12 protein-coding genes and 1 tRNA gene are annotated in these 14,492 nt (G+C 69.8%); 3 read left to right on the plus strand and 10 right to left on the minus strand.

The features are described from left to right. Positions 1–117 precede the first annotated feature (117 nt). Positions 118–1,992, plus strand: a complete 1,875-nt coding sequence (locus MT347_RS03585; RefSeq protein ID WP_243498158.1) for a hypothetical protein — start codon at positions 118–120, stop codon at positions 1,990–1,992. A gap of 178 nt (positions 1,993–2,170) precedes the next feature. Here the strand turns inward: MT347_RS03585 and MT347_RS03590 are convergent, their stop codons facing one another. From MT347_RS03590 to MT347_RS03605, 4 genes are all read right to left on the minus strand, one after another. Continuing rightward, on the minus strand, positions 2,171–2,857 hold the full coding sequence (locus MT347_RS03590; RefSeq protein ID WP_243498161.1) for a hypothetical protein: 687 nt from the start codon (positions 2,855–2,857) through the stop codon (positions 2,171–2,173). Between the two features lie 102 nt (positions 2,858–2,959). After that, a tRNA-Gln gene (locus MT347_RS03595) sits at positions 2,960–3,031 on the minus strand. A gap of 290 nt (positions 3,032–3,321) precedes the next feature. Then, on the minus strand, positions 3,322–4,830 hold the full coding sequence (gltX, locus tag MT347_RS03600) for a glutamate--tRNA ligase (protein ID WP_243498163.1): 1,509 nt from the start codon (positions 4,828–4,830) through the stop codon (positions 3,322–3,324). Positions 4,831–4,840: 10 nt separating this feature from the next. After that, positions 4,841–5,797: a LysR family transcriptional regulator gene (locus MT347_RS03605; protein ID WP_243498166.1), complete on the minus strand. Its 957-nt coding sequence runs from the start codon at positions 5,795–5,797 to the stop codon at positions 4,841–4,843. Positions 5,798–5,877: 80 nt separating this feature from the next. On the opposite strand from MT347_RS03605, the gene MT347_RS03610 reads away from it, so the two are divergent. Beyond that, complete coding sequence (locus tag MT347_RS03610; protein WP_243498168.1) at positions 5,878–7,020, plus strand: aminotransferase class V-fold PLP-dependent enzyme; 1,143 nt, start codon at positions 5,878–5,880, stop codon at positions 7,018–7,020. A gap of 122 nt (positions 7,021–7,142) precedes the next feature. Here the strand turns inward: MT347_RS03610 and MT347_RS03615 are convergent, their stop codons facing one another. The 5 genes from MT347_RS03615 to MT347_RS03635 form a co-directional block, all read right to left on the minus strand. After that, entirely contained in the window at positions 7,143–8,384 is a 1,242-nt protein-coding gene (locus MT347_RS03615; protein ID WP_243498169.1) for an MFS transporter, read from the minus strand. Continuing rightward, positions 8,377–9,144, minus strand: a complete 768-nt coding sequence (locus MT347_RS03620) for a fumarylacetoacetate hydrolase family protein (RefSeq protein ID WP_243498172.1) — start codon at positions 9,142–9,144, stop codon at positions 8,377–8,379. Before MT347_RS03620 ends, MT347_RS03615 begins: the two co-directional genes overlap by 8 nt. 300 nt (positions 9,145–9,444) lie before the next feature. Then, positions 9,445–10,551: a branched-chain amino acid aminotransferase gene (locus MT347_RS03625; RefSeq protein WP_243498173.1), complete on the minus strand. Its 1,107-nt coding sequence runs from the start codon at positions 10,549–10,551 to the stop codon at positions 9,445–9,447. A 54-nt stretch (positions 10,552–10,605) separates the two neighbouring features. Then, a complete protein-coding gene (locus tag MT347_RS03630; RefSeq protein WP_243498176.1) occupies positions 10,606–11,655 on the minus strand; it encodes a 3-isopropylmalate dehydrogenase in 1,050 nt (349 codons plus the stop codon). Between the two features lie 25 nt (positions 11,656–11,680). Next, positions 11,681–13,219, minus strand: coding sequence for an MFS transporter (locus MT347_RS03635; RefSeq protein WP_243498178.1), 1,539 nt, complete (start codon positions 13,217–13,219; stop codon positions 11,681–11,683). A gap of 79 nt (positions 13,220–13,298) precedes the next feature. On the opposite strand from MT347_RS03635, the gene MT347_RS03640 reads away from it, so the two are divergent. After that, the gene (locus MT347_RS03640) at positions 13,299–13,841 is read left to right on the plus strand and encodes a TetR/AcrR family transcriptional regulator (RefSeq protein ID WP_243498180.1); all 543 of its coding nucleotides are present in this window, start codon (positions 13,299–13,301) and stop codon (positions 13,839–13,841) included. Between the two features lie 212 nt (positions 13,842–14,053). Here MT347_RS03640 and MT347_RS03645 read toward each other — a convergent pair whose 3' ends face one another. Next, the gene (locus MT347_RS03645) at positions 14,054–14,233 is read right to left on the minus strand and encodes a hypothetical protein (RefSeq protein WP_243498182.1); all 180 of its coding nucleotides are present in this window, start codon (positions 14,231–14,233) and stop codon (positions 14,054–14,056) included. Positions 14,234–14,492 lie beyond the last annotated feature (259 nt).

Raw genomic sequence — 14,492 nt, forward strand, 5'->3', positions numbered from 1 at the left:
GGCCGTCGTAGCCAGTGTCGCGAGTCGCCGCTCCGTGGGGGCATGGGAGGCGTCGAGCGAGCCAGAGACGTCCGACGAACCGCGCGCTCGCGCGCGGCCCAGGGGGGGGTACTCATCGTGTTCATTCATCGCGCCACGCGTTCGCTGGCCGGCGCACTGTCGTTTGTCGTGGCAATCGGATTGACCGGAGGGACCGCTGCGCACGCCGCCGCGGATCCCGTCGACCCGGACTCGTCGACGACGGCGGGACGCTGGCACACGGCCGAGGAGCGCGCGCAGTCGCGGGAGGAGCGGTCGGCGCCGGTCTCACCGAACCGTCTCTTCTCCGCCGCCGAGGCGCCCGCCAACGACATGCTCGCGAACGCGACGAAGGTGTCGTCGCTGCCGTTCCAGGTCAGTGGGCAACCTTATGCCGGTGCCACGTTAGAGGCGGGTGAGCCGGCGACGTGCCGGACCACCGATCCGGATCAGTCCGAATACTTCACGGACGGGGACCGATCGGTCTGGTACACCTACACCTCACCGGTCGCTCAGACGTTGTCGTTCGGCGGCGGGGTCAGCGGGGCCTCGAGCATGGTCATCGCTTACGCCGCTGCGGGGATGAGTGCCCTCACCCGCATCAGTTGCACGGAAACCAGCTACCGCGACGAGAACCATCTGCAGGCACGCGCCGGGGCCACCTACCTGTTTCAGGTGACCGACGATTCGTACGACGCAACGCCCTCGGACACGGCATCCCTGTGGATCCGCGCCAGTGCTCCCATCCCGAACCTCTCCCCCGCTACCTCGACGTCCCTTTCGGTGCCGAGCACCGTGACGGGATCGATCTCGAAGGTCGACAACAACTGGTACGCCCCGTACAACCGGACGTGCAGCGAGGACTTCGAGACGATGTTGGGGTCGCGATGGTACAAGTACGTCGCGACGACCACCACCGGGGTCAGGCTCGACCTCCGCGACAGCTTCTACAATGCGGATGCCGTTGTGTGGGCGTCCGACGGATCGGCACCGACTTCGCCCCTGTCGTGCCCGAGGGCGAATGCAAACGACCCGAGCACGTACTCCAAGGCAGATGCGTACGCGGACTTCGCAGTCGAACCCGGCAAGACCTACTTCATCCAAGTGGGCGGCTACCACTTCAGCGTCGGCGACTACGTCATGAAGCTCTCCACCTACCAGCTGCCCCTCCTGACGTCCACGCCGACACCGAAGATCACCGGCACCGCGCAGGTGGGCTCCACGCTCACCGCGAACCCGGGGACGTGGGATGAGGGCGCGACCCTCACCTACCAGTGGATGCGGGGTGGCGGCACGTACATCTCCGGAGCGAGGTCGTCGACCTACACGGTCAGCGCAGCCGACGTCGGGACGCAGATCACCGTCGCCGTCACCGCGAGCAAGCCCGGCTACTCCGGAGCGCGCAAGACCAGCGCTCCGACCGCCGTCGTGGCGAAGGGCGTTCTCACGTCGGCCACACCGACCCTCAGCGCGACACCGGTCGTCGGTACGGCGGTCACGGCCGTGCCGGGTGCGTGGGGGCCGTCGCCGGTGACCTACACCTACCAGTGGCTCCGCGGCGGCGCGTCGATCTCGGGCGCCACCTCTGCGACGTACACGCCGGTCGCCGCCGACGCGGGTACCCCGCTCGCTGTCACCGTCACGGGTGCGAAGAGCGGGTACACGACGAAGGCCGTGACGAGCGCATCGGCCACGGTCGCCAAGGGCACGTTGACCGGGGCGACGCCGACGATCTCGGGAACCGCGAAGGTGGGCTCGACCTTGACCGCCCGTGCCGGCACCTGGGCGCCCGCGCCCGTCGCGCTCAGCCACCAATGGTTGCGCAACGGCGCGGTCATCAGCGGCGCGACGGCGACCACGTACAAGCCGACCGCGACCGATAGGGGCAAGCGCATCACCGTCCGGGTCACCGGGACGAAGACGGGGTACACCACTCTGGTCAAGACCAGCGCCGCAACGGCCGCCATCGGCTGAGCGCCCTTCGCCGGCCGGACGCCCGCTGCCCTCGTGTATGACGCGAGGCGGCGGGCGTCCGTGTGCGGGCGGCGGGTGCCGTGGGGCCGTCGCGGATCGACAGACGCCGACCCCGAAGGACCTCGGACTCCCCGGAGTCCGGACGCCGGTCGGCATCCGCGGGACACGACACTCCGAGTCAGGGCGCGAACACGTACTGCAGGGAGATCTGCCCGGATTCGTCGATCACGACGTCCGCGCTGACCGTCATCCCGTCGACGAGCGTCGGCGGCAGGCTCACCGTCTGCGCGTCACCCTCTTCACGCGCCGCCTCGCCGACCTGAGCCTCGAGGGTCGCGAGGTCGCTCGCCGTCCAGCCCCACTCGCCAGCCCGTCCCTCGAGATCGGTGCGGATGGTGGTCCACGCACCGCTCGATCCGGGCGTCACCGACAGGGACGTCAGCCGGTCGTCGGCGGTCCCGAGGGAGAACCACGACACCCCGGGGAACGCGATGGCCGCCCCATTGCCCCGCACCTCGACCGTGAGCGGCACGAGGGTCTCGACGGGCGTCTCGCCCTCGGTGGGCAGCCCCAGCTCGCTCGCCCGCGCGGGAGCGGCGATGTCGACGGTAGCGAGGCGCTGTCGATTCAGGAAGTCGACGCCCGCGCGATCGAAACGCGACTGCCCGTCGGCGAGTTGCTGATCAGCGGACGGGGCAGGAGCGTCGGCCACCCACCAGGAGTTCGCCATCGCGTAGGCCCCGACACCCACCACCGCGCAGATGATCGCGACCACCGAGAGCGTGATCCAGGTGGCGCGACGCTCGCGGCGGGCGCGCCGTTCTCCGGGCGACATTCGTCGCGGGGGCGAGATCGTCGAGGCCATACATCGTGCCTACCACCGACGGCGGGAGGATGCCAGGCGAAGGCCGAAAGCAAAAGCCCCGGCCTCCCGCGCTTTGCGCGATGACCGGGGCTTTTCGTCTTGCTGGGGTACCTGGACTCGAACCAAGAACAACGGAACCAGAAACCGCCGTGTTGCCAATTACACCATACCCCAAGGCGCTGAGCCGCAACTCGTGCCGAGGGACAAGCTTACGTGAGATGCCGAGGTGAGCAAAATCGAGGCCCGTCCGCGCAGGTCGCTCGGTGCCGGATCACGCACGGGCGAACGATGCTCGCAGCTTTCGCCGCGGGATCTGCGAGGGTCGTCACCTTCTGCGAGCTTCGCGTGCGTCCGACCGTGCGCCGCCGCACCCGGCGCGCCCCCCACCGCACGCAAAACGCCGCGATCCTCGCAGCCCCCATGAGGGTATCTGCGAGGATCGCGGCATTCTGCGAAGCCGGACGTCAGCCCAGCTGCGCCGCCAGCGCCGCCAGGCGCCGCAGCGTCTCGTCCTTGCCGAGCAGCTCCATCGACTCGAAGAGCGGCGGCGACACGCGACGCCCGGTGAGGGCGACGCGCGGCGGGCTGTAGGCGACGCGGGGCTTGAGGCCCAGCTCGTCGACGAGAGCCGCCGACAGCGCCTCCTGCACCCCGGCGGCGGTGAAGTCGTCGACTCCCTCGAGGGCGCGGACGGATGCCGTGAGCACCTCTGCCGCGTTCGCGGGGAGTCCCTTCATCGCATCCTCGGCGTACTCCACGTCGGAGACGAAGAGGAAGCCGAGCATGCCCGGAACCTCGCCGAGCAACTGCACGCGCTCCTGCACGAGAGGTGCAGCCTGGGCGATGATCGCGCGATGCTCGGGCGACGGCTCCTCGGAGATCAGCCCCGCACCCGCGAGGTACGGAACGATTCGCGACGCGAAGTCGTCGGCATCCAGCATCCGGATGTGGTCGCCGTTGATCGCCTCGGCCTTCTTCTGGTCGAAGCGGGCGGGGTTGGGGTTGACGTCGGAGATGTCGAAGGCCGCGATCATCTCGTCGAGCGAGAACACGTCGCGGTCGCTCGCGAGCGACCAGCCGAGCAGCGAGAGGTAGTTGAGCAGCCCCTCGTGGATGAAGCCCTTCTCGCGCTGCAGGAAGAGGTCGGCCTGCGGATCGCGCTTCGACAGCTTCTTGTTGCCGGTCTCGCCGAGGACGAGCGGCATGTGACCGAAACGCGGGATGAACGTCGTGACTCCGGCATCCACCAGCGCCGAGTACAGCGCGAGCTGCCGGGCGGTGGACGGCATGAGGTCTTCACCGCGGATGACATGGGTGATGCCCATCAGGGCGTCGTCGACGGGATTCACGAACGGGTAGAGCGGCACTCCCCCGGCCCGCACGAGCACGAAGTCGGGGAAGGACCCCGCGGGGAAGGTGACGTCACCGCGGATGAGGTCGTCGTAGCTCAGGTCGTGGTCGGGCACGCGCAGGCGCCACGCGGGCTGACGACCCTCGGCGCGGAAAGCCGCCCTCTGCTCGTCGGTGAGGTCGCGGTCGTGGTTGTCGTAGCCGAGCTGCTTCGCGCGTCCGTTCGCCTCGTTGCGGGCGTCGATCTCTTCGGCGGTCGAGTAGCTCTCGTACACCGCTCCCGCGGCGACGAGCTTGTCGAGCACCTCGCGGTACAGCTCGTGGCGCTGGGACTGGCGGTAGGGCGCGTGGGGGCCGCCGACCTCGACGCCCTCGTCCCAGTCGATGTTCATCCAGCGCAGCGCGTCGAGAAGCTGCTGGTAGCTCTCCTCGCTGTCGCGCGCGGCGTCGGTGTCTTCAATACGGAAGACGAGCTTGCCGCCGTTGTGCCGGGCGTAGGCCCAGTTGAACAGGACGGTGCGAATGAGTCCCACGTGCGGCAGACCCGTCGGAGACGGGCAGAAGCGGACGCGGACGTCGGCTCCGGTGGCGGTCGTGGTGCGGGGATCGGGCGTGTCAGACATCCCCTCGATCCTACCGGCGGTACGCGGCGCGCCCCGAGGGCATCGGATAGTCGACGAGCACCTCGGTGAGGACCTCGAGCGCGACCCCCACCGCCGGCACGTTCTCAGCCCCACGGGCGGTGACGACGTGGAGCGTGCGGGCCTCGGCATCCGGAAGCCGAGGGGCGGCGATACCGGTGAGGAGGGGGAAGGATGCCACGGCCATGCGCGGCAGGATCGCGACGCCGACCCCCTGAGCGACGAGGTTCTCGACGGCGATGTAGTTGTCGGTCTCGAAGGCGATGTCGGGGACGAACCCCGCCCGGGCGCAGGCCTCGAGCAGGTGGCCGCGGCACTGGGGGCAGCCCGCGATCCACCGCTCCCCCGCGAGTCGCGAGAGGTCGATCGGGCCCTCGGCGGCCGGGTGATCGACCGGGAGGACGAGCACGGTGTCGTCGCCTCCGACGGTGCGCACCGCCAGTCCCGTGGCCGCGAGGTCGAGTTCGCGGCGGTCGCCGGGATAGCTGTAGGTGAGGGCGACATCGGCGCGGTCCTCTCGGACCGCCACGATCGCCTCGGGCGGCTCGGCCTCGACGAAGCTGATCGAGACTCCGGGGCGACGCGCCGTCACCGCCGCGATGACGCGCGGCACGACGGTGGACGACGCCGACGGGAACGCGGCGATCCGCACGCGCCCCGCGCGCAGGCCCCGGAGTTCGGCGAGGTCGCCCGCCGCGGCATCCAGGGCCGTCGTCACCGCGGCGGCGTGACGCGCGAGGACGCGACCCGCCTCCGTCAGGCGCACGCCGCGTCCGACGCGCTCGACGATCGGCATGCCCGCGCGTCGCTCGAGACGGCGCAGCTGCTGACTGACCGCCGGCTGGCTGTAGCCGAGGGAGCGGGCGGCGGCCGTGATCGATCCGGTGTCGGCGATCGCCTTCACCACCCGGAGGGAGTGGGCGTCGAGGTCGTCGTCGGCATCGGTCATGCTGACACATAAGCAGAGGCGATGGTTCTCATGCAACACCTGCTCTAGTCCAATGGACGGCGGCGCGAGAACCTGGATCCATGAGCAGCCTCGCATCGCGCTTCGCCGGCGGCCGCGACTACCTCGCCGCCTGCACCGTCGGTCTCCCTTCGCGCGACACGGTCGATGCCGTCCGCGCCGACCTGGATGCCGCGGCATCCGGTCGCCCCGATGTCGCTGCCGCGTCGCGCGCCGTCGACGACGCCCGCGCGTCTTACGCGCGCCTGGTGCACTCCCCCGTCGGCGAGGTGGCCATAGCGTCGCAGACGTCGGTGATGGTGTCGCTGATCGCGGCCTCCGTGCCCGACGGTGCCGAGGTCCTCTGCCCCGAGGGGGACTTCTCGTCGCTCGTCGCGCCCTTCGCCCTCGCCGGTCGCGGCGTTCGTCTGCGCACGGTGCCGCTGGTGGGACTCGCCGACGCCGTGACGGACGACACGTGGCTCGTCGCCTTCTCGCTGGTGCAGTCAGCCACGGGTGAGGTGGCGGATGCCGCGGGCATCGCCGCAGCCGCTGCTCGCTCCGGCGCCCGCACGTTGTGCGACCTGACGCAGGCGGCCGGATGGCTGCCGGTCGACGCGACCCTGTTCGACGCGACCGTCTGCCACGCCTACAAATGGCTGTGCTGCCCGCGCGGGGTCGGCTTCCTGACCGTGCGCCCGGACTTCGCGCGTCTGCTGCGCCCGGTGCAGGCGGGGTGGTACTCGGGAGACGATCCGTGGGCGTCGTGCTACGGCACCGGCGGGATGCTCGCGGCGGACGCGCGTCGCTTCGACGTCTCGCCGGCCTGGCAGGCGTTCGTCGGCGCGGCGCCGGCATTGCGGATGTTCGCCGACGCCGACATCACCGAGCTGTACACCCACACGACGGGCCTGGCGGCGCGATTCCGCGCGGGGCTGGGCCTGGCGCAGCCGGAGCGGCCGTCGGCCATCGTCACCTGGCCGGATGCCACGGGTGAGGCGCTCGCGCAGCTGACGGCCCACGGCATCACGGCGTCGGGCCGGGCCGGCCGGGCACGCGTCGCGTTCCACGTCTTCAACGACGTGTCCGATGTGGACCGCGCGCTCGACGCTTTGGGTGCAGAGGGCGAGCGGCGGGCGGAAAGCGCGCACCGCACGCTGACCTCGGAAAACCGGGGCGCAGCGTCCCTCGTCCACCCCTTGACCGGCCTCAGCTACTCGATCTGATCGCTGCAGCCGCGCGCACGCGGTCAGGGTGAGCGCGCGCACGTCTCTCGCACTCCGAGGCGAGAGGACACCGAACATCGCCCGTTCTGCCCGCCGGAGCAGCGCGGGCACCGGCGTGCGTGTCAGGCCGGGCGCACACGGGCGACGACGGCACCCGCGCACACCAGGGCGATCGGCACGAACGCCCACAACGCGAGCCCTCCGTATCCGACGAGGCCGAGGATCAGCCCGGCCAGCACCGACCCGACAGCAGCGGAGCCGGTCATCAGCGTGTCGCTGCGTCCCTGACGCCGCGGGCGCGCAGCGAGCGGCGTCGCTTCGGTGAGCAGGGCGGAACCGGCGACCGTCGCGGCGCTCCACCCGAGCCCGAGCAGCACGAGAGCGACGAGCACGCCCGCCTGCGCCTCGGCGAACAGCGCCGCCGTGACGAGGGCTCCCGCCAGCAGCACCTGCCCGAGCAGGATGACCGCGACCCGCCCGACACGGTCGGCCAGGATGCCGAACACCGGCGACAGGCCGTACATGCCGAACACGTGGAGCGAGATCGTGACGCCGACGGCGAGGGTCACGGCATCCGGTGACACGATGTGCGCCAGGTGCACGGGCGTCATCGCCATCACGGACGCCATGGTCACGTGCGAGGCGGCGACAGCGAGCATCGCGAAGCGCGCGAGGCGCGGTCGGTCGGTCTCGGGCGCCGTGCCAGGCGTCGGCGCCTTCTCGCGGTCGAGTCGCTGGGCGAGCAGCAGCGGGTCGGGCCGCAGGACGAGGACGTACAGGGCGAAGGCGCACGCCTGGGCGAGGAGCGAGAACAGGTAGGCACCGGTGAGCCGCGGCATGCCGATGCTCGCGCCGAGCAGCTCCCCCGGCGCCAGAAGCAGCGGGCCCACGACGCCACCGACCGTGGTCGCCCACACCACCGTCGACAGATCGCGCCCTCGCCGCGCCGTCGAGGAGAGGTCGGTCGCGGCGAAGCGCGACTGCAGGGTGGCCGCGTTACCCGCGCCGATGAGGGCGATGCCGACGAGGAGGAGCGGGAAGGCGCGCGCTGCCGCGGCGACGATGACGAGGGCGATGCCGGTCAGGGCCGCGAGATTGCCGGTCGTGAGCGCGAGCCGTCGACCGCGCCGAGCAGCAAGCCGTGCCAGCGGGATCGCCGTGAGGGCGGCGCCGAGCGTCACTGCCGCGGTCGCGAACCCCGAGAGAGCCTCCTCACCCGACAGGTCGGCGGCGAGGAGAGCTCCGAGCGACAGGGTCGACCCGAACGCCACGCCGCTGAGCACCTGTCCGGCCGCCAGCACCCGCACCGTACGGCGCTGCGTGGCGACGAGGTCGACCGCCGCGGGCGCCGCGGTGTCAGGCATCGCGCGCGGTGTTGCGCAGGATCCCGATGCCCTCGATCTCGATCTCGATCGTGTCGCCCGCGTCGAACGACCCGATGCCCGCCGGCGTGCCGGTCAGGATCAGGTCGCCGGGCAGCAGCGTGTACACCGCCGACGCGTAGGCGATGAGGGCCGGGATGCCGTGGATCATGTCGGACACCGGGCCGTTCTGGCGCACCTCGCCGTTGACCCGCGTGGTGATGACGGCCGCGTCGAGGTCGAGATCGGTCTCGATGACCGGACCCACGGGGCAGAACGTGTCGAAGCCCTTGGCGCGCGACCACTGGCCGTCGGTTCGCTGCAGGTCGCGGGCGGTGACGTCGTTGGCGACGGTGTAGCCGAAGATGTAGTCGTTCGCCCGCTCGGCGGGCACGTTCTTGGCGATGCGCCCGACGACGACCGCCAGCTCGCCCTCGTAATCGGTGTGGGAGCTGAGGCTCGTGGGCCGCACGATCACGTCGCCCGGGCCGATGACCGACGTGTTGGGTTTGAGGAACATCAGCGGTTCCGCGGGAGCCTCGCTGCCCATCTCGGCGGCGTGGTCGCGGTAGTTCTTGCCGATGCACACGACCTTGGAGCGTGGGATCACGGGCGCGAGGAGGGCCACCTCGGCGAGCGGGATGCGCTCCCCCGTGGTGTCGAACCCGGCGAACATCGGATCGCCGGCGAGGACCACGAGCTCGCCATCATCGACGATTCCGTAGCGAATGGCATCCTGGTGACTGAATCGCGCAATCTTCACCGGTTCAGCCTATCCGCGAGGTCCGACACGCGCCGGGGCGATCAACGACCCACCGCGGTGCGGCTTCATGACAGCGCCGCGCCCTCGGCAGGTGAACGCGTGTGCGGGCCCCGCCGAGCACGCATGAACACCATCCCTGTCCATGAACGCGCCGTCACCGTGTTTGCGGACACGGGTCGCGTTCATGCCGCAGTGGCTCGACGACACAGGCTTCGGCCCGCCGACGAAACCCGCAGCACCTCGCGGGAACGACGGAGGGACCCCCGGCATCCGGGAGCCCCTCCGTGAATCGCCGTGGCTTCAGGCGTCGAGGCGGTACAGCCAATCGTGCTTGTCTTCGGCGCGACCGTACTGGATGTTCGTGAGTTCTTCGCGCAGTTCGAGGGCGAGGGTGCCGGTGGGCTGCTCGTCGATGAAGTCGCGACCCTTGAGCGTGCCGATCGGGGTGACGACGGCGGCGGTGCCGCAGGCGAACACCTCGACGATGTCTCCGGATGCCACGCCCTCGCGCCATTCCGTCAGCGAGACGTTGCGCCCCTCGACGTGGTGGCCGCGGTCACGCGCCAGCTGCAGGAGCGAGTCGCGGGTGATGCCTTCGAGGATCGAGTCGGACTGCGGAGTGACGATGGTGCCGTCCTTGTAGACGAACACGACGTTCATGCCGCCGAGCTCTTCGACGTTGCGGTCCTGGTCGAGGAAGACGACCTGGTCGCACTCGTTCTCGTACGCCTCGGACTGCGGCAGCAGGCTGGCAGCGTAGTTGCCGCCGGTCTTGGCCGCCCCCGTGCCGCCCTTGCCGGCGCGCGAGTAGTCCTCGCTGAGCCAGATCGACACGGGCTTCACGCCGCCCTTGAAGTAGGCGCCCGCGGGGCTGGCAATGACGTAGAAAGCCACCTTGTGGGCGGGACGCACGCCGAGAAAAGCCTCTTTCGCGAACATGAAGGGCCGCAGGTACAGGCTCTGATCTTCGCCGGAGGGCACCCACGCACCGTCGACGGCGATGAGCTCGCGCAGAGCCTGCAAGAAGTACGGCACCGGCAGCTCGGGAAGCGCCAGGCGGCGGGCCGACCGCTGCAGACGCCGTCCGTTCTGATCGGGGCGGAACGTGTGCACCGATCCGTCGGCGTGACGGTAGGCCTTGATGCCCTCGAAGATCTCCTGCCCGTAGTGCAGGACGGCCGCGGCCGGATCGAGCGAGATGGGGCCGTAGGGCGAGACGCGCGGGCGGTGCCATCCGCCGCGGACCGACCAGCAGATGTCGACCATGTGGTCGGTGAAGCTCTGTCCAAAGCCGGGGCTGGCGAGAATGGCATCGCGGTCGGCGTTGCTCTTGGCCGCGAGGTTGCGGGTGACGGAGAAGTCGAGCGGGTCGAGTCCGGTGTCGGGGTCGGTGTCGATGGTGGTCATCTGGGGTCCAAAACTGTTCGTTGCACGGGGGTGATGCGGGCCGATCGGTCCAGGTTACGCCTGGACGCGTTCGGCGATGGCGTCACCGACCTGCGCGGTGGTGCGGGCGCCGGCGCGGCTCGCGATGTCGTCCTCGACCGCGCGGGTGACGCGTGCGGCTTCGTCGGTGAGCCCGAGGTGATCGAGCAGGAGGGCGACGGAGAGGATCGCGGCCGTGGGGTCGGCCTTCTGGGTGCCCGCGATGTCGGGCGCCGATCCGTGGACGGGCTCGAACATCGAGGGGAACGCGCCGTCGGGGTTGATGTTGCCCGATGCGGCGAGGCCGATGCCTCCGGTGACGGCGCCGGCCAAGTCGGTCAAGATGTCGCCGAAGAGGTTGTCGGTGACGATCACGTCGAAGCGGCCCGGGTTCGTGACCAGGAAGATCGTTGCCGCGTCGACGTGCAGGTAGTCTACGTCGACCTCCGGGAACTCGGATGCCACGGCATCCACGATCCGCTTCCACATGCCGCCCGCATGCACGAGCACGTTGGTCTTGTGTACGAGGGTCAGCTTGTGACGTCGCCGCTCGGCGAGAGCGAAGGCATATCGCACGACACGCTCGACGCCGTAGGCGGTGTTCACGGACGTCTCGTTGGCGACCTCGTGCGCCGTGCCGCGGCGGATCGAACCGCCGTTGCCGACGTAGGGGCCCTCGGTGCCCTCGCGGACGACGACGAAGTCGATCTCGCCGGGCTCCGCCAGCGGGCCGGTCGCCCCGGGGTAGAGCTTCGACGGGCGGAGGTTGACGTAGTGGTCGAGCTCGAAACGCAGCTTGAGCAGCAGACCGCGCTCGATGTTCGCGTCTTTCAAGCGGGGGTCGCCGGGGACCCCACCGACGGCGCCGAGCAGGATGGCGTCGTGCGCGGCGATCGCGGCGAGGTCGTCGTCGGTGAGGGTGTCACCGGTCTCGAGGTAGCGACCGGCGCCGAGGGAGAACGGCGTCTTCTCGAACGACACATCCGACGCGGCGGTGACGGCGTCGAGCACCTTCACGGCCTCGGTGACGACCTCGGGACCGATGCCGTCACCGGGAATGACGGCCAGCTTCACGACACGCGACATCGCTCTCCTCAGAGCTCGGGGCACGTCACTTCTTGGACGTGCTGCGGGTTCCTCCCAGGGTAGCGGCAGCGATCAGTCCGGCCAGGACGATCAGACCCGCACCGATGAGCGCGGTGACCACGACGCCGGAGTCGAAGGCGTGCGCCGCCGCCAGGCGCAACGACTCCGCCAGGGCGGGGTCGTCGAGCGTCTTCGACACGGCCACGGCCCCGGCGAGGGTCTCGCGAGCCGCCTGTGCTGCGGCGTCGGGCAGACCGGCGGGCAGCACGAGCTGCGTCCGGTAGAACGCGGCGAGGATTCCGCCGAGGACCGCGGTGCCGAGGACCGCGCCGATCTCGTACGCCGTCTCGGACACGGCGCTCGCGGCGCCCGCCTTGGCGGGCGGGGCGCTGGAGAGGATGAGCTCGTTCGACACGGTCTCGGCCGCTCCGATGCCGATGCCGAGCAGTCCGAAGGCCACGATGAGCAGCACGAGATCGGCGGTGGAGAAGGCGACCATCACGTAGGCCACGACCGAGAACGACAGCGCGATGGGTACGACGATGCGCGGGGCGAAGCGCTTGGCGACGGGCACGATCGCCAAGCCGGACACGATCATCAACACGAGCCCGGGGAGGAGGGCGAAGCCCGCGACCATCGGGGAGAGGCCGACGACCAACTGCAGGTGCTGCGCGACGAAGTAGAGGAAGCCGACGAGGCCGACCACGCTGAGCAGGTTCACCAGGATCGCGCCCGAGAAGGTGCCGCGGCGGAACAGCGTCATGTCGAGCATGGGGCTGATGAGGCCTCTCTGCCGCCGCACGAACAGCCAGCCGAAGACGATGCCGACGACGAAGAGCACGGGGGCGAGCGAAAGGGGTCCCTCGACCGCGAGCTTCTTGATGCCGTAGACGATCGGCACCATCGTCGCGAGCGAGAGGACCACGCTCATCGGGTCGAAGCGGCCCGGTGCCGGGTCGCGGCTCTCGGGCACGAAGAACGGAGCGAGGACCAGCAGCGGCACCAGGACCGGTACCGCCATGAGGAACACCGAACCCCACGAGAAGTGCTCGAGCAGGAAGCCGCCCACGATCGGTCCCAGGGCGGCACCGGCCGAGAAGCCGGAGGCCCACACGGCGATCGCGAACCGCCGCTGGTCGCGGTCGCGGAAGATGCTGCGCAGGAGCGACAGGGTCGACGGCATGAGCATGGCGCCGAAGACACCCATGAGTGCGCGCCCGGTGATCAGCAGCGCCGCCGTCGGGGCGAATGCCGACAATGCGGACACCGCGGCGAAGCCGGTGGCGCCGATGAGCAGCATGCGGCGACGGCCGAAGCGGTCGCCCAGCGTGCCCATCGTGACGAGCAGGCCGGCGAGGACGAGCGGGTAGACGTCGATGATCCACAGCTGCTCGATACTCGAGGGCTGCAGGTCGAGGGCGATCTCGGGAAGGGCGAAGCTCAGCACCGTGTTGTCGACCGAGACCAGCAGCACGGGCAGCATGAGCACCGCCAGCGCGAACCATCCGCGCCAGCCGGCGCGGGGCACGTTGATCTCTTGAGTGGGCAACGACGAGGTGAGCATGGTTCCGTTCCGTTTCTAAACCGTCCAGCCGGTATAGTAACAGATGAGCCGACCCGCCCACCAGTACGATCGAGGAGCCATGAGCCGCCCCCCACTCGCCCGCGACGCCGTCCTCGACGCGTTCACCCGCATCCTGGTCGACGACGGGGAACGCGCGGCCACCATGGACGCCACCGCCCGCACAGCGGGGGTGTCGAAGGGCGGGCTGCTCTACCACTTCAGCTCCAAGAGCGCCCTCGAGTCGGCCCTGGTCGAACGCCTCGAGCGTCTCGCCCAGGAAGACGTCGCCGAGATCGAAGAGTCCGACGAGGGCGTCGTCGCCGCGCACCTCCGCTCCTCCCAGAACACCGGCTCACCCCTCGACGTGACGATCCTCGCGGTGTCGCGCCTCGCACAGAACGGCAACGACGCGGCATCCGCTTCTCTCCGCCGCGTCCGTGAGCTCTGGGAAGACAGCCTCCGCGCGCACACGCGGGACGAGACCGCCCTGCAGATGGTGCTGCTGGTCAGCGACGGCCTCTACTTCAATGCCGTGCTCGACCTCAACGCCGTGCCCGGACCGACGCTGGAGGGCGCCGATCTCGACGCCCTCATCGCCCGGGTGGTCGCGGCGACCACCTGACGTAGGTCGCTTTCCGCGAGGACCTTTCTCACTTTCGCACGGCTCGACGGCCGCACGAATGGCTTACGCCGGCGTCTCTTTGGCTGACTCGATACGCCTCAGCTCCGCGAGCGCGGCAACGTCTCCGACAGAAGACACCCCGTCGTCCACTACCTAGAGATGCGAACGACAGGGTGCCGAGCCTTTGCTACTACTGTCGGCGAATAGGCCCCTCAGGTCCGAGGACGTCGCAGTCTGGCCAGGGCAACGATGCCCCCGCCGACCAACAGCACGCCCCCAACGCCCCCGAGGGAGCCCACGATGACATCGCTCGAAAGCGTGACTACTCCGACCGTGAGGAAGACCACCCCAAGGATGATGAGCATCACGCCGATGAAGCGAGAAGTGTTCACAGTCAGCCCCTCCTGAACCGGGCGGTGGAGTTCCAGAGATCCTTGCAAGGACCGATCAGGGCGGCACCCCCATTGAAAGCGCCGCCAAGAATCGCCATCCAGTTGCGGCCTGCAAGCCCACTCGCCAAGGCGAAACCACTCCCAGCGAGCCTCAGCTGACACTGCCCGAGCAGCGCCCTTTCGCGAGCGGTCAAATTTGGACCCAGCGTAGTGTAAACCGCACGACCGGTCGACGGGTCTGTATAACAGCCGACCGACG

Source organism: Microbacterium sp. VKM Ac-2923 (assembly GCF_022815605.1).
GTDB lineage: Bacteria > Actinomycetota > Actinomycetes > Actinomycetales > Microbacteriaceae > Microbacterium.